The organism is Sinobacterium caligoides, from assembly GCF_003752585.1.
GTDB lineage: Bacteria > Pseudomonadota > Gammaproteobacteria > Pseudomonadales > Sinobacteriaceae > Sinobacterium > Sinobacterium caligoides.
Genome location: NZ_RKHR01000003.1, coordinates 1344853 through 1365306 on the forward strand (window position 1 = coordinate 1344853; position 20454 = coordinate 1365306).

A 20454-nucleotide genomic window follows, 5' to 3' on the forward strand; every position below is an offset into this window, starting at 1 on the left:
TTTAATTTATTCAGCTTTCATTTCACGAAATTATTTACTACTTTGGGAGTGTAGCGATCATGTTGAGATGTAAATACTCCAACACCCCCACTCTTGGCACCATAGTGATATCGGCAGATTGAACCATGGTAATCACTAATTTATAGCGGCTTCTCGCCGGCTTAATTCGATCGATAATACGCCTAAGATCTGCCTCCAACTGCTCATTTGACCCACCTGCATAACCCCCATTGAGAATTAGCTCAATGCCGAAATAATACGGTTTCTTAATTACTGCACCGGGCTCCCAGGCTTCCGTTATCTTTGTTTCAATACCTATCGACTGCAATGCCCGTTTTATAGAACCAACAGTTCCCTTGTGCTTATGCACTGACGCATTGTTGCGAATAATATTTCGTCGGTTAATCGACTCAGACATCGCGTCATTGATATTGACATACCAATTATCAACCGAAACACCATCAGCCAGCCAAGGCAGAAAGTTGTCAGGGCACTGCGAGGGAGACCAAAGTTTCACCAGCTCAACCGGTAACTGGCTGACCCTCTGTGTCAACTGTGCTAGAGCCTTTTCTAGGTGGCTTGCGTTCGGCGGAAGTAGTGACTCCTCGCTCCAAAGAACCCGACTACAGTAGAGAATTTGTTCATTGTTATTCTCTAAATAAACGAGCACACTTCTCGCCCCTAGCGGTAGCCTATCCCCCGAAAACACAATATTAATTGGCAGATCGAAAGCCTTTCTGCCATTTTTGTCAAAAGAATCAAAGGAAAAGTATTGAAAACATTCGCCTACTATCTCCCCAGATTCATCGCCCCAATATAGATAGTAAGCCGTGACATCATACTCATTCGTTACTAGCGGCGTAATCGCAATCTCACCAGTTATTATTCCGTTCAAAATATGTAGCTCTTTGAACACAATAACATCATCAACTGCCGTAATAGCTTGCTTTATATTTATCGTCATGATCAAACACCAGCGACAATAGAGAAACTTTCTTTTGAACTGTAATCACAGTACAACGCCTCGGATGCTGAAACTAAACAGTCAGCAGCCGGGGATTTAAGCAACACATTACTCACACCGGGGCGGTAGAGTGCGGCATATAGACCTGCGATAGTAATAGGCCTCCCTAAGAACTGCTGGTCATCCAGATATTCGCTAACTGCACTCTTCGATCGAGTTAAAACCTCTTCCACATTAATGCCAGGGTTAAAATACAACTCGGCATCGAGTTTAAAGTCTTTCACCGTCGCAGGCAGTACATTGACCTTATCCGTAATTGGCCGAACGTCATCGTCGTTGAGCTGATTGACTACGGCATCCAATATCTCTTGCTTCGGCAGGCCATTATCCTCTCTTGATAACACCCATACAGTCACCTCACCTTCTTTCAGAGAGTCAACATAGACGTCTTTGACTCTAGCGTCCGCGTATTTTGCGTGTGCGATATAAGCACCGCGCGGCCCTGCCGTACTGGCGCCCTCAAAAGCATAAAGGGTATTCTTGCGTAAGCTCTCATCATCTTCGTAGATAGCCATTACTGGAGGCGATGAATCTGCATCTTCTGGAATCAGCACCCTTCTCTCCACCCCAACCAGTGCAGCAAGGTTTTCTAAATTCGTCCCCGTCGCAGTCGTTAGCATCACCTGTCTTACCGCCTCATTAATACGCGCCCTCAAATACATTTCACGATAAGCGAAAAGCTCTAACAATTTAATTATTGGCTCACTTTCATACAAACTATCTACTGAAATATCTGGGTATATGTCATCAAACTGATCCTTAATCGATCGAAAAACATCTTCGTAGTCAAGTGTTTCAACAATATCGGGGGCGGGTATACCGCTTAAATCAATAGCATTAAACTCATTCATAACCGTTCGTCCTTGTTTTAATAAGCCTTCGTCATTCTGCAGATCATTCAATCACGTCAAGCTTACCTTTGACCTCAACGTCTGCTACAATTTTTATTTTTTCAGCATTTATATAAATAGTGCCATCACCCGACAACTTTAAACGAACCTTTTTATCGACCTTAACATCAACACTACCATCACCATCTTCATTTATTTCCAGAGAGCACTTACCATTCAAATCAACAAGAAATCTTGAGCTATCACCATCTTCACTTATTTCCAAACAGCGCTTACTATTCAAGTTAACAAGAAATTTTGAGCTATCACTAGCCTCTTTCATTTCTAAGCGGCACTTATTATTTAAATCAACCAGAAAGCTTGAGCTATCATCAACCTCATTAATTTCCAAACTGTATTTATTTTTTAAATTAACAAGGATTTTTGAGCTATTTTCTTGCAGCGTGCTGACAACATCAACACCTAACTCACCACCAGGCTCGTACCTCTGATTCAATTCAAAAATATGTTTTTCTTTATCGTAATCAATTTGCGTACCATCCCCATAAATACGCGAGTGAATTTTTCCAGCCTCTTTTCGTTTCAGATAACTTTCATCAGGCATATTCCCCTTATTAAAGTCATGTTTATCACTATAGAGACTGCCAACAATTATCCCCTGCTGCAAATCACCTGATGGCACGACAATACAAACCTGCTCATCAAGCTGTGGTTTCCAATACTCCAAATCTTCACCAGCCCTTGGCGCTAACCATGGCATCCACAATCTAACAGACCTGCCTTCTTCTGCCTCGCCTATTTCTACAAGAACCACTTGCTTAACAAACCCTTCGCCCTCCTTCTCTTCATCTTTCTTCTCTTTTTTTTCTTTATCCGTAGAATCAACAACACGACCAATCACAACCAAATCACTAACTTTCGCATGAATCTGGCATAGCTTATTCATCAGCATACGTTCACCAACACAATTAATTTTATCAAAAACCTAATGATCAACTATCGCTGCTCGACCTTTAGGTCCTCAAGAGTAAACATGCGATTCTCAAGTAGGTATAACGCTTCCAGCGATATGCTAATAACGCCAGACTCAATACTATTCACCTCAACCTTACGCACCTTAACGCGCGGCTCATATCGATCTAGGGCCTCGATAACCGACGTACGTATCCCTGCAATGAGCGTCGCGTTAACAGGACTGTCAATCAACGAGAACAGACCACAACCGTAGTCACGACGCATCACCCTTGAGCCAATAGGCGTTGTTATAATATCTATTATTGATTGCTTGAGATGCGATACCGAGTCGATAACTTTCCCTGTTTCATTGTTCATACCTTGCACGATAAAATTCCTTTTAAAACAAATACTCGATGATTAGCAGCGAATAAAACGTAACAACACGCAAACTTTTCTTGCACCTTCAAAGAGGTATTTACAACTTTCAATGTATTGTTTTGTAATTTACCGACTTCACGGGAAGTAAACTCGGCTTTATCGATGATCATTTACACCATCAGTTTAACGGAATTATTCGCAGTACAGTCGACAGCAATAGCTCGCGAAAACATCACCTACACGAATAGTCAGCGACAGGCTAAATATTCATTATTAAGAGGGAGGTTTCATCGACCGTTTAAGCCAGGCACAAAGCCAGAAGAGATACGGGGGGGGACAAGGGGGGAGGAGAGAAAAGGTTTAGTACATCAACCTAGTCGAGCATTTCAATCAACTTCTTTTTCATTGGTTTAACCCAACTTTCTTTTAATGAGGCAGACAACAACCCTAAGCCATCAAGCTCATCACACAGTTTCATCTGATGAGCAAGATCGAACATATCGAGCTGACGACAAATCTTGCCACTGTCATTAAAGGTAATAAAGGACACGCCGGGAGTTTCATAGTGACGGCCATCTGCCCGCCTGCCGGGCCCCCTATTCATCCAGTGGTTAATAACCTTGTTCTCTTCCCCTATATAGACACCTGTATAGGGAAACGTCCAAGCCTCCCAGCCATAGGCCATATCACGGCCATAGTGTGTCGATTTTATAGCCTCGATACCAATCGACTCTACCAACAACACACCGGCATATTCGCAGGTATAAACACAGTCTTCGGCATACATCTCTTCGACGAAAAATGTCCACTCATTCCTCTCGTCGGCTTCTGCGTGAAAGCGTACGAGATCATTAGCGCGTTGACGAAGTGTTTCAGGGCATAGCATTTATGCACATCCTTTTTTTTGTTTTCCAATGTAAAATTATCGATTCATCGCAAAGGGAAAATACAACAAACATTAACAACCTTATTAACCCCAAAGACGTCGCTAACCAATCGTTTACGGCCCACGCTAATTCTTCCGCAGGCCGATTACTCTACAGCCAAATTAGTACTCATTTTTAACTACGACGGTATTTGCAAGTTTGTCATGCCAACCTTGCTTTCGGTTATCAAAACCCATCCAAATAAAACCTATCAATAAAGGAACAAACGAAACAACATAGGCTAAAAATCGTATGATTAAACGTCTTTTTGAAACCTGGTTTAATGAATCAGCGTCAACGATAGTCAAATTAAACATCATCTTACCCGGCGAAGACGCGTGACACGCCCAAAACCAAACGATTAACAGCATCGGCACAGCAAAACGAAGCAAGAGCGAAATATAATCATCGACATTGATGGTTGTAGAGCCATATAAGACTAGTAAAATTGCATCGACTAAAATTGCAATCCAGATATTATCCACCAAGGCCGCCAATGTTCGTTCCCAGAACCCTGAGTACACCACATCTTTATTCATTATTTATCCAACTGAAAACGCATCGACACTGATAATTGGCCGGCATTAATTTTATCGTTATAATATGTTGAGCCACATAAAATGACCCTCCCGCACAGGCTACACAAACAAGCAGTTATTAAAGTAATGATTTTTGTTAATTATTCGTTCAACTCTGAACAGACATTACCAGATAGATAAGTCACAGGCAATTACAGAGTAAATGCAACAAACTACTCCGCACACGCACTATTTAAAATTGTATAAAGAGCTTACTACCGAAACATATTGCTCTAGAAACCCCAGCGCAGTGCACTTAACGAATTATCCTCCGCGCTGCGCATTGCACAAGAGCCGACCGGTCCGCACACAAGATATGTGACACCTCGCCTAACGTTCGTGTACTCTACCTTCGAATACCGTGCCGATGATTTTTATTTCACGTAACTGATCGGGCTTTACGCTGTAAGGGTTTTTTTCAAGTACTACAAAATCTGCTTTTTTACCCGATTGTATACTGCCAATGTCTCTATCTAAGCCAAGAATGTAGGCGGCATCAATCGTCACCGCCTTCAGCGCCTCATCCACCGTTAATGCCCGTGGCGGAATTTTTTCTTTACCACTGACCGTCATGCGCGTCATGGCCGCCCAGGCCAATAGCAACGGCTTCGATGGCGCCATGCCAAAGTCCGAGTGCAGCGCGACAGGTACCCCTCTATCCACCAAACCTGATAGGGGGACGATACGGCCGGCGCGATCATAGCCGAGCCCGACCTCTGAGTAACTGTCACCGAGCAAGTACAGGTAATACGGGTTTGCCGACACCGCCGCACCCAAATCGGCTGTGCGCCGATTAATGCGATCATCTGCGTAGCCATAGTGCTCGATGATGAAACTGTGCGGCGGCCTCGTTGTTTTCGCCTGTATCGCCTGCAGAATATCTAATGCATTATCGATTCCGGCGTCACCGTTGGCATGCACATGGATGCGATAGCCCGCATCCCAGTATTTTTGTGCCTGCTGCAAAAATACCTCACGAGGCGTCAACCACTGCCCCTTGTGCCCGTCGATATAGCCCGGCGGATGCAGCTTCATCATCTGTGAAAACATCGCACCGTCAGAGAAGAACTTTACCCGCCGCCCGTTGACGATCTGCGGCACCAAGGAAGGCTTATTCAAACGCTCATCCAACAGATTGAACGAGACCTCCAAGCCACCATTTTGCAACGCGACTTTATAGGCATCCGGCACAATCACAGTACGGTAAAAAACCTGCTTATCCACTAGGTTACGCTGGTAGTTATCGACTTCGAGCTGAATATTTACCGCACCAAAGCTCATATCACTGACTGTTGTCACGCCATTACCCTGCAGGTACTGGTTCAGCCGATCAAATCCTGCGTCGATAAACTTCGGCGCCAATATATACGAAGCGAGACGTGTCACTGCCACTTCAAAAAAGCCGTTTTCAGTAAAGCTGCCTTCTCGATAGTTTATTGTTTCCGCATATTGCTCACCAATATCACTCTCTTTTAGCTTCATCCAGTTGAGCGCAGCGCTATTAAATACCGCAGCGTGTGCCGACCTTTGCCATACCATCACGGGTTTTTCTGTACCTAGACGCTCATCCAATAGTTTCCGTGTCATCGGCCCATGCTCGGGCGCCGACCAGCCCCATGTGATAAATATCGGCGTATCCGAGTTCGCGTCTTGTTTCACGGCCTCCTTTAACCGCAGCCAGTAGCTTTCCGGACTCTTCGTCGCCGGTATATTGTCCCCAAGCACCTGCCATTGCTCCGGCGTTATCCATACCGAGCTCAACTGAATGGCCCCCAACAATGGGTGCATGTGCGGATCGATTAAGCCGGGAAAGATTATTTTATCGGCAAAGCGCTGATCGACACGATGTGGCGCGCTGCTCAGCCAAGGGCGTAGCTCTTCCAGGGTGCCAACCGAGATAATCCGCCCATCCCGCACCGCCACAGCGGTCGCCTCGGGCAGTGTCGGATCCATGGTAATTATTTTTTTCGCGGTATAGACCGTGATTAAACTAGCGGGCTCGGCTCGCACTGACAGCGCAACAGCACTCAGCATGAGTAGCCACAGCCCCCTCCATATCCATAAACATCTTCGCTTTGCCAGCATTATCGGCCTCCCTATCATGCTCTGGACTATCGCTAGAAGGCTAAGTATAGGCATGATTAGCCGAATGATTGAGCACGATGCAACACAAGCAAGCATACCCAATAGCCAGCCAATCACCGACATGGCAAATGCAATTGCCCAAAGTGAAGATGAATTTACTCTAGGTCCCTAGGACTACCTGTGGATAACCCGGCAGCTGGTTGACCGATTAAACCAACTGAAGCTACAACTAAAACTGATTAACCGGTAGCCCTGTAGCTCTCCAGCCCTTGTATACCGGCGCGGCTAACAGGAAACTAGCCTCGATCAATAAAGCTGACGCCAGCAACACTTATAATACTCTGTCTACTGATACTGCCCACGGGCCTACTAACAAGCGAGAACAACATGAGCAACACACAGTCCAGACGCCTACGTAAAAAACTCTACCTGGGAGAATTTGCTATCTTGGGCTTCGAGTTCTCAAGCCAACTTAGCTTCAACGACGAAGCCGGCTACGACGCCTTTTTTGACGGCCTCATCGCGCTGATTGATGGTCGCGAGCTGATGATTAGCGGCGGCGGCAACAAGTCTCATTTTGAGGGCTTTGTGACGTCTAACCAACGCTATGGTTCCACCAGCGAGGACGATCGTAATGCCGTTCAAGCTTGGTTGACTGCGCAAGAATGCGTCAGCGACATCAAGGTCGGCGAGCTAACCGATGTCTACTACGGTAGCTAGCCTGCGGTAAAACACTCTCTGCGGGGGCTTAGACGACTACGGTAGTTTTAAGTCCACCGCCAAATATAGCTTTTCTCTGCTCTCACTTTCGGTAGCGTAGATCTCAATACTAATACCATCCTCACTGACTATCTGCCGCAACACCTTTCACTGTTGCCACCTGTCACACTACGTCGTCTTTACCTCCCCCCCCCCTGGCCTCGTCTCTTGATCTGAGCCTCTGTAGAGTATGAAACAAGCATAAAAGTGTTTTTAACAACGATATGAAAATTAATACCCCATTCAAAAACAACCAAAGCACAGCGCATTATCGTCATCATCCTGTCACACTTTAAAAATATACTCTGTACACGTTCCCTCCTCCCTTTTTCTTCTTTATACGCTCAACCTAGTCGCCCCGGTGGTTATCGATGCATGCAAATGATTTGGCTATACTGCTGGTACTGGCTGCAGCGATATTGCACGCAAGCTGGAACGCCATCATCAAAAAAGGCCACGACCGTTTACTATCAATGGCACAGGTCGATGTCTTTGGTCTGTGTATCTGCCTACCACTGTTCCCGTTTGTCGGCTGGCCCAGCCCGCATATCTGGCTATACATCGCTGGCTCTACGGTATTTGCCACCTACTACAAGCTGTGCCTAGTGCGCGCATACAAGCTGGCCGACTTTAGCCAGGTCTACCCTGTACTGCGGGGCACACCGCCGTTGTTGGTCGTCGCCTTTTCAGTATTATTTCTCGATGATGCACTCAACGCCTACATCATTGGTGGCATCACACTGTTATCCATCGGTATTTTTAGCATTATACTTTCTGGAAAAAGTGCATCCCCCAGCAGCAGCAAATACTTGTTGCACGCACTACTCGGCGGTATCTGCATTGCCAGCTACAGCATTATTGACGGTTTAGGGGCACGCGAGGCAAAAAACGCCCTGCAATACGCGACCTACTTACACTTCATCACCTGCTTGCCGCTGCCAATCAGCACGTTCAAGACACAGCGCCATAAACTCACCAGCTACATCCAATCCTATTGGCCTGAGGGCCTGTTCGCAGGTGGTTGTTGTGCCCTCGCCTATACCCTCGTGTTATGGGCGATGACCATCGCCCCCATCGCACAGGCCGCGGCGCTACGTGAGAGCAGTATTATTTTCGCCGGCATTATTGGCAGCTTCTTTTTTAAGGAACACCTTGGCCACTACCGTATATTAGCCTGCATTCTGGTCGCCATGGGCGCCATGATGATCAAGGGCTGAACGCTCATAAAATAACGCCCCCCCATCAAAACCTAACGCCACGACTCTAACGCCTCGCCTCTAACACCTTTAATTATTCCACACGTAAAAAACCAGCCACAGTAATCCATAGCTGGTTTCTTAATATCATGTCTGAGAAAAATATGCCCGACTTAATGAAACAACGCTATACGCAGTAACATCTCGACACTAAAAGCCAGTATAAACCGGTCATCGAGCGATCTTCTTAGAGTTGATTAAATCTATTTATTTAAGCCGTTAAATGTATCCCGAGCAAGCTCGCTGATTTCCTTTTCAGACAGGTATTTCGACATATTGTTTGCAACAACACTATGAACCTCTGCGAGAGTCAACTCACCGTCAGAGTTTTTATCGTAAGAGTTGAAACGTGCTTGCTGAGCTTTCAACGCTTCAGCCGCATCGATAATTCCGTCGTTGTTAATGTCGAACTTTGAACTTTGAATTGCCATAACTTATTGCACCATTACTTGGTTGTTAGATTGGGTTAGGAGGTACATATGATCATTCAAGCGAAATCACGTCAAGCACAAGAGACAAATAAAATAAAAAAACAATCGGTCTTCTATTTTGTTTTTAAATAATACCTGTATGACCATACTGTGTGACCTAGATCATTCTGAACTCCGGGGGATATGCAATGATAATAAGGCGTAACCTGCGCCAACCCAACCCTCCCCCTCTTTAAAGCTAGAGCAAAGAGCTCAGTCTTTTTATATGACACCTAAAATAAAAAGAAGGGGAACAACAAAAACATAAAAGCTGGCAGCATTAATAAAAAAAAAGCCAACACACTCTGACGCTTTGTTTTCAGTGAGTACATAGGACCATCAAGCCGCACAGCAATATTATTAAAATTGTGTTCAGTGAAAACATAAATTCCGTTATCACTATAATCTTGTCGCCATTACAGATCCAACTAAGCTCTTCGACTCACCTGCAAGCGAGCCTGTAAAGTCTAACGACATCTCCAGCGCCATAAAAAACTCTTTCAACGCCACCGACTTTCACTTGCAGGACCAACAATTACAAACAACATTTTAAATTCTCTTAATAGTTGAAAATTTTCAACATTAAAGTAGATACGTCACTGTAAAAAATACAATAATGCACACGCTATTTTCGGACATATCGAAAGCTAAGGGAATCGAAACACCTAACAGCCTAAACGTGTCAACCAAGCAAACAGGCAAGGAGTAACCCAGACCACCTGACCGCCCCCATAAAAAAGCCCCGTCATGCGGGGCTTTTCATCCTAGGGCAGGACTATTTTTAAAGCACTCATCAGCCTAGGCTATCGGCTCAGCTGCTACTTAACCCGCGACCAGATATCGGCATTTACCGTAGGCTTGTTTTTACGTTTCTTCTTACCGCTACCCTCTGGCCTTACCATCGGCTTTGCCACTGCCAGCAACGCCTGAACGCTTGCCTCATCGACCTCGAAGCCTTCGACTTGCTCACGCTCAAGCCGAATCTTATTCTTCTTCTCAATGACTCTGAAGTGATGGTAGTCCTCATGGTCAATCAGCGACAGCGCTAGACCAACCTCGCCGGCACGACCACTACGACCGATGCGGTGCATATAATCTGCCGGGCTTCTTGGCAAGTTGAAGTTAATGACAACAGGCAACTTTTCTATATCAAGGCCACGGGCTGCGATGTCAGTGGCAATCAACACCTCGATCTCGCCGGCTTTAAACGCCTCAAGCACCCGCTGTCGTGCGCCCTGGCCAATATTGCCATGGAACACTGCAGCGGCAATACCCCGCTTGGAGAGCTTCTCTGCCAGGTGCTCACAGTGATTCTTCGCATTGACAAAGATCAGCGCCTGTCGCCATTGGTGTTGCTTAATCAAGTGCGCCAACACCGCCGTCTTCTCCCCCTGATTCACCGTGAACACACGCTGAACGAGGGTGCTCGCATCCGCACTCTGCAGCTGCACCTCAACCGGATCTTTCAGTAACTTGTGGGTTAACGTCTGTACCTGCTCCGGAAAGGTCGCCGAGAACAGCAGGGTTTGTTTCTTCGCCGGCAGCAGCGACAATATCGCCGACAACTCCTCAGTAAAACCCAGGCTCAACATCCTATCGGCTTCATCGAGTACCAAAGCTTTTACCCGGTCGAGCTTGATCGCGTTACTCGAAATCAAGTCGAGCAACCTGCCCGGAGTTGCTACCAGAATATCGCTGCCACCCCGCAATGCCTGCATTTGCGTATTCACCGATACCCCACCAAACACCGACACGGTTTTTATCTCACCGTTAAAGTGCACCGCGTAGGATTTGATGCTGTCAGCCACCTGCTTTGCGAGCTCTCGAGTAGGCACCAAAATCAGCCCCGTCACGTAGTTACCCTGACCACGCTTGCGACTGAATGATTGCTTAGCATACAACTGCTGCAACAGCGGCAACGCAAACGCTGCGGTCTTCCCCGAGCCAGTATTAGCACCGCCAATGAAATCACACCCCTCTAACACACTCGGGATGGCTTGCGCCTGAATGGGCGTAGGCTGTTGATATTCCAGCTCAGTTAGTCGGGCCAACAAGGGCGGAATAAGGCCAAGCTCGGTGAAGCTGGCAGGCACTTTAACGGTTGTCATTAAGAAAGAGCTCAGGGCTAAGATAGGTGGTGCTATTTTAGCGTATTTAACGCTCGCCAAATAGGGGGTAGCTCAGTGCCAACGAAAAGGTACTCTAGGCCGCAATAACTGGCAAGTAATATCAAAGAAGGCGCTTACAGCTGACATCGGGCTAACGCTTAAAGTAAGATCGCCCTTGAACACTCATTACTGCATGAAGGGAAATTATGATGACAGCTATCGACAAAAATGGGCCATCAGGACAGGGGAACTTGCTTAGCCGAAGACCTGAACCTTTAAGAAAACGCTCAGCGACAAGAAAATGATAAAGATAAAGATAATAATGTTAAATACGGGCCGCCAGAGCAGCCCTTACTAACATTAATTCAACGCTAACTTAACACAGCTAAACCTATTGCAGTAACATCACAAGCAACAGTATTGCACTCTCCTAAACGAGAAACTATATAACATGAAAGTCGAGAGTATATATCGGGATGCTAATAATCCACGGCCTGTATCATACAGGTTTCATGGAAGCTCGCAGCATTAAACGTCGCTCCCTCAGCCTTAATTGCTAATAGCGCCGCATAGATCATCTTAAATTGCAGCTCACCTACGGCCCCAGTTTCATCTAACTGCTCTTGAGTAAGTGTCGGGTTATGAGCTACCGTCAACGTTGTACAATTATGCTCCGAGGATGGATCTATATTGATGTTTACCGCACTGGCTGAACCGAAAGCAACAGCACTCATTGAATTGATCGACACATCAAGAAAGTTTGTCTCGGCCGACACCTGCGACGCAGCCATCATTAATACGACACTTGATAATATTTTTTTCATTTCTATATTCCCTTATATTTTATCATTTAACAATAATGAGAATCACAATAAGCTGTGACCCTTACTTCTTTACAACCCTATTAATCCAGCAGCACTTCAATCGCAGGCCAGATATTCACCTTTGCCTTCGGCGCATTGCAAATATAGTCTGCCATCACCATCTTCCTCGCTGGCAGGAATTGCTCCAATAGCGCCGGAGAAAGAGTATGACCTTCAGATATGTGCACAAAGCCGAAGGGACCAGCACTTATTGGCCACTTAACCCCTTTAGCGATATCTCGGTTATCAGTAGTTTTATGGCAGCCACCACACGACATAGCATCAGCACGGTTTAGCAGCATGTCACGAGTAATACCGTGGTCCGTACTTGCGTCCGTAGCCAAGGCGTTATTGAGGAATTCATTAATATCAGCATCGGTAATAAAATCGGTTGCGGCGATAACTCTTACTGCATCACTTTCATCTGAAGACGACTGAAACTCATTGTATTTATCGTCATTATCGAGGCGAATACCATTAATTATATCTCTAGCTGCTGTCCTGCCTTTTAATTCTGGTGCCAGTAACTGTGGCAACATATCGAGTAGAAAATCAGACCTGAAATCATCACGCAAGGTATCCGCGGCTTGCTGGTTTTTCGTGACGCTACCCTGGCTCTTATATAACTCTGCCAAGGGGTTTGACTTAACCGTATCAACGGTAAACTCAGTATCGACACCGCTCTCATCAAGCCCCGTCCTGAACTCCCTAAGCTGCCAGACTCTCGTCACAAAAGCATTGACTCTCACCTGACCATGGCCTGCACTAAAGTGATCGAAGTCGATAGCAGCTGGTAGAGAAACCCCTTTATGATCAATACCGTTCATATAAAAACTTTGCAGCTTCGCTAACGCAGCCTCAGATGAAAGCGCGTCGAGTGATGCCCAAAAATCAACAACCGGTGCACAGCCAGCTAACCCCTGTGCCGGCTGCGGGTTAGGGTATTGCGCCTCAAAAATGACAAAAAAGCGCCCGGAATTTAGCTCACCACCAAAAGCAACACGATACTCACCGCAATGATTACCGCTCTCGCTCGCCAAATCAAAGCGGTTAAACAAACCTAATGGCTTCATTTTTCTTATAAAGTCACCATCACTATTGAGTGCTGCTTCTAAGGGACGTTTATCCAAACTCATCTCTACATCGCCATTCATCGCCTCAGTTCTATTAAACGATGCTAGCAAGCTATTAATTAAATGGTTTTTCTTTTCAAGAAGAAGCTCTGATGAGACGCTATCAAAGCCCGGGCTGGTTGTAACAATCTTCTCTAACACCCCATCGAAACTAAACGAATCTCTCAACATGGCGTCATGAAACACCAGTGAGTTTCCAGCTGGGCTTATACTTTCCGCTATGCTACATTCAGCTGTTTTAGCTTTACTGTTAGTACTAACAGTATTGGCCTCGTCCGGACCACTCAACAGTAGGCGTGATCTTTTTTTACTCACCACCTCTTTAGATGAGTTGTTTTCTAAAAATCGATCCATTAGGTTTGGGCCATCACTGCGACCTCCAGCATGCGCAACAGAGGCGACACAAAGCGCCCCGACCCACACGAGTAACTTATCCTTCATAAAATTCCCTTTCAGTCTTCCTTTTGAACGCCATTCAATCAGCGCCAAAAATAGTACACGCTGATAAAGATTAAGAAAAGCTCAAAAATAAAAATAACATGTAAAATATGTCGACCCAAAAAAACTATAATCATCTGTTCAGCAACCGGCAACTAATAAGATATAACACCAAATATTAATCTTTGCGTTATAGTAACAATACTAAAAGCCATGTATTAAACGACTTAGTTAATGAACAAAAACGTCTTCAACACAAACATTCAATAACGGTGTGAGTATTTCACCGATAGCATTATTCTGGGCAGAGTAACTAAAATACCATCAGTAAGTGATTAAGCAGTAGCACCTTACGAGCGGGGTACGCTCAACAGCAGCATCACGGAGTACCGTCGTCGCTTAGCCGACATCAGCTGATTTATACGCGCGTTAAACAAACCCATCGCACGACAGACCAATCAGGAAGATGGCTGCACCTCCCGCTCCTGGGAAGGACGCTCAAGTCTCAGGCACTGCTTGATGAAGGGGCCTCACTCGCCTGTATGGCCTACCTAGACTTAAACCCCATTAAAGCTAAGATCGCTATGACACCCGAAGCATCAACACAAACCAGTATCAGGCTGTGCATAGCCGCCGCCCATAAAGACCAACAGCCACGTGAGCTACTGCTCCTCATTGACAACGAGCGTAAACAGATGCCAAAGAAGTTGTCCTTCAGCTTCAAAGACTATACGAAGCTCGTCGACCAAACCGGGCGAGTGGATGCGCAAAAAAAGCGGCTGCATCAGCAGCAACGCCGAAGACATCCTAACGCGGTTTAATCCCCCCACAGAAAGCTGGCTACAGCTAACAACCTCGTTCGAGCAACTCTTTACCGGCCCCATGGGCACCACACAAAGCCTGGATGACTGCCAGCGACATCACAAGCGAAGACGACGACACAGTATAACAATTAGCCGCACCCTCTTTGGCTAAATAAACCTACGATCAACATAACTTATGCCCGGCTAACCACCCGCCGTGACTCACTACGCCTAAATAACGCCCACCTACCTGAAATTGATCGCTTTCTTGCTCTGCTGCCTCTAATTTATCCCGGTTTTACTGTCAAAAGACAGAGCCCATTTACTGTATTTTCAGTGTAAATGAGATTTAGCCTTTTCATTTAACTGTGGGTGTCTTAGTTATTTGTTTTGTCGATATCAATACCCCCTAAAACTCAGAAGAGGATATTTAACGACTTGCTTCAATCAATGTTCAAGGACGAATCCCTCACATTGATCGAAGCAAGCAATAACATTAACAAAGCATAAAGCCGCTTTTAGCGCCCCTCAACACACTTAATAAGTCTAGTGGTTAAGCTCTACGGTAGTGAACGCTCAATCGTTCCGTCAGCGCACTTCCTATCGATGGCGAAATTGCCGGGAACGGTTAATTTCGCATGCTCGCTCCTTATTTTTCATGCTACCGTACCAGCTACATCGTCTCAAAAACAGCGTGCCGTCGTTATCTGCATACATTATTCGCACTATTTATCCTCCAACCAACCCCCTACTGATAAGCATAGATATCATTTAATAGCTTCCTCATTAGCACGTTGAGGCCTTTAAAAAATCACTTCGCGCTATGATTTTTATTGTCCTTTCAATAGTAATTTGTATGTTACGATCTTTAAATTGGCCAGCAATAGCGCCTCTCTTTCACCGTGCAAAACATCAACCACACCTAACAGCGAGCGATTAAACAGAGCAAGCTAGGAAGCAATATGACAGAGAATAAAACCCTCTCCCCGCTAACGCCGCCAAGAATTCTCATTTCAGGCGCAGGAATTGCCGGACTGGCGCTTGCCCGCAGGCTGGATAGCATGGGCATCGCCTACACCCTCATCGAACAGCGTGACTCCATGCAACAAAGCACCTCGGGCATTGCACTACCTTTTAATGCGATAAAGGCGCTTGAGGTTTTAGGGCTTGATCAGGCCGTATTGGCGTCTGCTCATCAGGTAAAAGAAGTCGTCTACTGCAAACCTTCAGGGCGTATTTTATCGAAGGCCTCCTTACAGCAACCACCGATAAACCAAGCGCCCTATGTCGCACTCCAACGCAGTCAACTACACCAAATCTTAAGTAAGGACTTGGCGCAGAACATCCATTTCTCGACCTCGCTAACGGATGTCAAACAATCAACCAACGGGCCAGCCACCTGCACATTTACCGACAGCCGCCTAAACGGTGAGTTCGACCTGATCGTTGCGGCCGAAGGCATAAACTCCCCATTGCGTCAGCAGTTTTGTGGCCAGAAAGATTCTATCGTCGATTATCAAATTCCAAACTGGCGATTTATCGTGGAGATGCCTGATCATGGCCTACAACCTACTTATATGCTCGGGCGTACAGAGCTATTCATGGTCTACCCAGTGAGTCCCGACACACTCTATTGTTATGCCCATGTCTATGATGAGGCCGGCCAATACAGCACCGGCGATGCCAAACAGCATCTCATGCAAATATTTTCTCACTTTCGTGGCAGTGCTACCGAGATTTTAAGCAAGTTGGATGACATAGACGTCATTCCAGGAAGGCTCCGGTCTGTCGACAAGCCTTACTTTTCCAACGGCCGAGTCGTCTATGTCGGGGACGCAGCCAACGCCTGCTCGCCATTATTACAACAAGGTGCAGCCGCCGCTTTTGAGGATATCATCTGCTTATCCACACAGTTAAAAAAACAAGGGCTTGATGACGCGATCACCGCCTATCAACAGTTACGCTCAGATCGAATCCATTGGGTTCATCACGCTTCTGATGCCCCCATAGCAAAGATGAAGATGATGCAATCCCCTATCGCCGCCTTTGCCCGAAACACCGTCATCCGCTTAAAGGGGCCTATTAATGTGCAAGGCTGGCGGAAGCTAGCACAGCAAGACGGGCTAGTTGTCTAAGCCCCTAACGCCTCGGTTGCCAACATCACGCGAAATATCGCCCTCATAACCAAGGGCGAGCCACCCCTCTCTGAGGTATTGCCCAACGAGAGGTCGTCGAACGATGGCATCAGTAGTTTTATACGCGCATTAAACGAACCCATCGCACGACAGACCAGTCAGGAGAATGGCTGCACCGGCCGTTTCTGGGAAGGGCGGTTTAAGCCCCAGGCACTGCTCGATGAAGGTGCCCTAATCGCCTGCATGACTGACGTAGATTTAAACCCCGTTAGAGCCAAGATGGCGAAGACATGCTAACGCGGCTTAATATCCCCACAGAAAACTGGCTACAGCTAACATTTAACTTTGGGTGTCTTAGTTATTTCTTTTATAGCGTATCACTGATACTGACTAAATTCTTACGGGCTGTCGGCATTTTTAGAACCTCCTCTAAGGCTTGTAGATTAAAGCTTAGAGGAGGATGTTGGGCTGGCAAATAACTGTGGGTGTCTAAGTTATTTTCGCTAGCATTAAACGGTGCTGTAAATATATCCGACAAAAAATGAAAATATATTTACAGTAGTGGATAATTGTTAGTATCAAAAAAATAACAATAGGCTAGCATTTTATGGAAAAAACATACTCAATGAAAAAGAGAAACGATTCTTTTTTAATCAAGCTAGTGAGTACAGCAGCCCGCCTTCTTCTCATTACATCCTCGCTATCAATTATTTCTTGTGGTGGCGGTGGCGGTGGCGGTGGCGGTGGCGGGGATGGTGAAGATGCCAATGAGACAACTGGAAGCCCCATGACTCTTGCTACAGGCAGAGTTATGGGCGGTGTAATCACAGGTGCCACCGTTACTCTAAGCGTCTACGACACAGGTGAGAAACTCACACAGGCAACCACTGAGGACGCTGAAGACATCAATAATGCCGGCTATTTCTCTCTCGATATTAGCGATCAGTATCAGTATATAACTAGTGACAGGCTCTATTTACTCAGCAGCGAAGGAGGCAAAGATGTTAATATAGACACAAAAAACTCTAGCGCGCGCGACATTCATGCCACGCTATACCTGTTGTGCACTGGTCAAGAGCTATTGAATGGAAACCTGATCATCTCTCCACTTACATCTGCTGCATATACATTTTCCTCACGCGATGATGACCTTTCGCCATTATCAATAAACATGTATGACTTTATTGCAAAATCATTAATCAATAAAGACATCAACGGCGACTCAGTCATTGACGGGCGCGACATCAATATCTGGGACCCTATCAGTCACATTAGCGCACTTAACAAACCAGCAGCCTACGCAGAGGTCAAACGACGTATCGCCATAGAAGCAAGTGAACTCCCCGAAGGCTGGAAAGTCTTTTCACCTCTTTTAGAGTACACAACACTAGAAAACCCGAACAATACAAACGACCGCTACCTTAATATAACCAGTAGTGCCGACAACCTCTATCTTATTAATGATAGAGGCGAGCTTACGAGCTATTATATAAATTATCTCAATAACAGCTACGCTGTCTATAATTCTTATAAAACATTTCTTTACTCATTGCCCGATGAAACAATTCAGCTAGCAGGAAACCCCACTTCAACCTATTATGATAACGATAATGATGAATTAATTATTACGTTTGGTCGTGACGGCTGGTCACGCTACGGAGCCTATAATGGAGGTAATCCAGAATTTATTGAAACGGTAACATTTGATGATGCAATCGATGCTCGCTCATCAATAGGTTATATCGTCGTGGTTGATGCTAGCGCCACAGACTTAACTATCTATAAACGCTCACAAGAGTCATCATCCGACAACGTCACTCTCCACGCAAACTTTAGTTTTGACTCGCTACCCAGTACTGCTACCTCGCCATCCTATCACGATTCACTGATGATAAGAGACGACCTTTACATTCTCTACGGTAGTGGATTAAGCCGGCTAGAACTTGATCATGACGGCACGCCTAAAGTAGTAGACACCGTAGTAGCAACACACTCAATGACCAGCATGGCACTAAGCAATAGCACGTTATTTGTCGGTGACGGCTCAACCCTCAAGCTTTACCATCTCTCACCACACAACAGCCTCAGCCTCATCAGCACTCTCAATGTTGGCATGAAAATTAATTCACTTACCACCATCAACCCGACACAACTTCTTGTGCAAACGGATGAAGGCAGCTATATCGTTGACTCAACCACACCCAGCGCTCCTCTCATCAGCATAAAAACAGGCTTGCAAAGTGAGGTAAAACCTGCGGTAATTATTGACACTCAACTTGCTGGAGAGCTTGAAAGAACATACGTTAGTTACGCTATAGATAACGGGAGCATCGCTATTGACATACTCGGCAGCGCTGAGGGCCCACACAACAAGCTCACTACCGGATTCAATAAGCCAGGCTATGTTAACAATATCAGCTTCAACAATGGCTACCTGTACGTCGACTCAGATATTCATATCCTCAGTCACCAGCCTAGACGACCAAGTAATAAAATAATGGCCGTATTTCGCGAGGAAGATGATCATTTCGAATACCTCTATAGCATCAATTTAGGTGCTAGCTATCAAACCTATTTAGACAATGACCAGCTGCTCATTTTTAATCATTACAGCTATGACATTATTGACTTTAGCGAACCTGAATCCCCCTCCTACCACCTTAAGGACATTGAATACGGTTCACCATTTGATGAGCAAGGGCCAAGAGGATCATTCCCCACTTCCTATGATTTATTCCGAGTTGGAAATTACCTTCTAGGCAGCGATTCCTTTGCCAGGGGCTTCGCCTATGATATCAGTGACTTTAGCCGAATATTTGAAAGCAGTTACCTTGAGGGCCCCAAACACTCACGAGAAACCGCCGTTTGGAATAACGTATTATATTCACTCGAGACCCACTCATTCATGGAGCAGGATACGAACAACAAGCTTCGCCACTTCCGTATTGATGAAAACGGCCATTATAAAACTGAGGGCTCGTTAGATACTACTCACAATTTAGAATACATGACTGCTGGCGATGGCTTCATCTATGCAGCCAGTGACGACTACCTACTTCGATATGATATTCTGCCTTCCGGCGCGCCTAGCGCAAACTATAGGCTCTATTCAGCCTACAATCTCTTTGCTAACCACAATGGAGCACTCACCGGTATCGATAATTTAAATCACGATGGCGATTACCTCTATGTTGCCAACCATTCGTATTCTATTGTAATCAACACACAACTAAGCATATTCAGCAATCCTAACGATATGAACTCAGCTTGCCACATCCCTATTGAAGCTGAACATCAGGGCTTAATCTATACAGAGTTTGCAAAGGAGGTTTTACGACTTGATAATACTCTTGTGGTTGGCGGGGCACTAGGACTTGAATTCCACAAACTAAGCGATTACGGCTGCCCTAACACATCAAATTAGCTTCGATGTGATATCAGGAAATACTCACTGCACATTAGAGGCTAAAACGCATTTCGTTTCAGCCTCTCAGCATTACCCTTTTACTAGACGGGACAACTAAACCAGCAACAACACTAGTCGATGAGGCTACTGGTAACAACCATGGAAGGCTTAGTTATCTTGCTCTAGAAAGTGTTGAACAATGAACACCACCATGACAGTGCGTACTTCTACAAGGATGATTTTCTCTGAGTTCCTTGTCAGCATAGGTCTATGACTGACTTTAT

General features: G+C 45.7%; 17 protein-coding genes and 1 pseudogene. 7 read left to right on the plus strand and 11 right to left on the minus strand.

What is annotated here, in order from left to right:
• Positions 1 to 37 precede the first annotated feature (37 nt).
• From EDC56_RS06000 to EDC56_RS06030, 7 genes are all read right to left on the minus strand, one after another.
• Complete coding sequence (locus tag EDC56_RS06000; RefSeq protein WP_123711567.1) at positions 38 to 964, minus strand: phage tail protein I; 927 nt, start codon at positions 962 to 964, stop codon at positions 38 to 40.
• Positions 965 to 966: 2 nt separating this feature from the next.
• On the minus strand, positions 967 to 1875 hold the full coding sequence (locus tag EDC56_RS06005) for a baseplate assembly protein (RefSeq protein ID WP_123711568.1): 909 nt from the start codon (positions 1873 to 1875) through the stop codon (positions 967 to 969).
• A 43-nt stretch (positions 1876 to 1918) separates the two neighbouring features.
• A complete protein-coding gene (locus EDC56_RS06010) occupies positions 1919 to 2827 on the minus strand; it encodes a phage baseplate assembly protein V (protein ID WP_123711569.1) in 909 nt (302 codons plus the stop codon).
• A gap of 44 nt (positions 2828 to 2871) precedes the next feature.
• Positions 2872 to 3207 (minus strand): GPW/gp25 family protein, encoded by a 336-nt coding sequence (locus EDC56_RS06015; RefSeq protein ID WP_211333571.1) that lies wholly within the window; start codon positions 3205 to 3207, stop codon positions 2872 to 2874.
• A 376-nt stretch (positions 3208 to 3583) separates the two neighbouring features.
• Complete coding sequence (locus EDC56_RS06020; protein WP_123711571.1) at positions 3584 to 4096, minus strand: nuclear transport factor 2 family protein; 513 nt, start codon at positions 4094 to 4096, stop codon at positions 3584 to 3586.
• A 162-nt stretch (positions 4097 to 4258) separates the two neighbouring features.
• On the minus strand, positions 4259 to 4675 hold the full coding sequence (locus tag EDC56_RS06025; protein ID WP_123711572.1) for an RDD family protein: 417 nt from the start codon (positions 4673 to 4675) through the stop codon (positions 4259 to 4261).
• A 369-nt stretch (positions 4676 to 5044) separates the two neighbouring features.
• Entirely contained in the window at positions 5045 to 6667 is a 1623-nt protein-coding gene (locus EDC56_RS06030; RefSeq protein WP_162844095.1) for an amidohydrolase, read from the minus strand.
• Between the two features lie 28 nt (positions 6668 to 6695).
• Here EDC56_RS06030 and EDC56_RS19575 point away from each other — a divergent pair, with 28 nt between their 5' ends.
• The 3 genes from EDC56_RS19575 (at position 6696) to EDC56_RS06040 (ending at position 8775) form a co-directional block, all read left to right on the plus strand.
• The gene (locus tag EDC56_RS19575; RefSeq protein ID WP_162844096.1) at positions 6696 to 6971 is read left to right on the plus strand and encodes a hypothetical protein; all 276 of its coding nucleotides are present in this window, start codon (positions 6696 to 6698) and stop codon (positions 6969 to 6971) included.
• 215 nt (positions 6972 to 7186) lie between these two features.
• Positions 7187 to 7519 (plus strand): YggL 50S ribosome-binding family protein, encoded by a 333-nt coding sequence (locus tag EDC56_RS06035; protein WP_123711574.1) that lies wholly within the window; start codon positions 7187 to 7189, stop codon positions 7517 to 7519.
• Positions 7520 to 7929: 410 nt separating this feature from the next.
• Positions 7930 to 8775 carry a DMT family transporter gene (locus tag EDC56_RS06040; protein ID WP_123711575.1) on the plus strand — a complete coding sequence of 282 codons (846 nt, stop codon included), beginning with the start codon at positions 7930 to 7932 and terminating at the stop codon, positions 8773 to 8775.
• 242 nt (positions 8776 to 9017) lie between these two features.
• Here the strand turns inward: EDC56_RS06040 and EDC56_RS06045 are convergent, their stop codons facing one another.
• From EDC56_RS06045 to EDC56_RS06060, 4 genes are all read right to left on the minus strand, one after another.
• Complete coding sequence (locus tag EDC56_RS06045; RefSeq protein ID WP_123711576.1) at positions 9018 to 9245, minus strand: penta-EF hand family protein; 228 nt, start codon at positions 9243 to 9245, stop codon at positions 9018 to 9020.
• A gap of 857 nt (positions 9246 to 10102) precedes the next feature.
• Positions 10103 to 11392: a DEAD/DEAH box helicase gene (locus tag EDC56_RS06050; RefSeq protein ID WP_123711577.1), complete on the minus strand. Its 1290-nt coding sequence runs from the start codon at positions 11390 to 11392 to the stop codon at positions 10103 to 10105.
• 479 nt (positions 11393 to 11871) lie between these two features.
• Positions 11872 to 12216, minus strand: coding sequence for a hypothetical protein (locus EDC56_RS06055; protein ID WP_123711578.1), 345 nt, complete (start codon positions 12214 to 12216; stop codon positions 11872 to 11874).
• An 80-nt stretch (positions 12217 to 12296) separates the two neighbouring features.
• Complete coding sequence (locus tag EDC56_RS06060) at positions 12297 to 13829, minus strand: hypothetical protein (protein WP_123711579.1); 1533 nt, start codon at positions 13827 to 13829, stop codon at positions 12297 to 12299.
• A 759-nt stretch (positions 13830 to 14588) separates the two neighbouring features.
• On the opposite strand from EDC56_RS06060, the gene EDC56_RS19430 reads away from it, so the two are divergent.
• The 4 genes and pseudogenes from EDC56_RS19430 to EDC56_RS06080 all read left to right on the plus strand — a co-directional run bounded on the left by EDC56_RS19430 (position 14589) and on the right by EDC56_RS06080 (position 20188).
• Positions 14589 to 14801, plus strand: a complete 213-nt coding sequence (locus tag EDC56_RS19430; RefSeq protein WP_148059332.1) for a transposase — start codon at positions 14589 to 14591, stop codon at positions 14799 to 14801.
• 790 nt (positions 14802 to 15591) lie between these two features.
• Entirely contained in the window at positions 15592 to 16764 is a 1173-nt protein-coding gene (locus EDC56_RS06070) for an FAD-dependent monooxygenase (protein ID WP_123711581.1), read from the plus strand.
• A gap of 108 nt (positions 16765 to 16872) precedes the next feature.
• Positions 16873 to 17055 (plus strand): annotated as a pseudogene (locus EDC56_RS06075) (transposase); the annotation flags it as partial.
• Between the two features lie 316 nt (positions 17056 to 17371).
• Entirely contained in the window at positions 17372 to 20188 is a 2817-nt protein-coding gene (locus tag EDC56_RS06080) for a hypothetical protein (RefSeq protein ID WP_148059333.1), read from the plus strand.
• Positions 20189 to 20454: the final 266 nt, after the last annotated feature.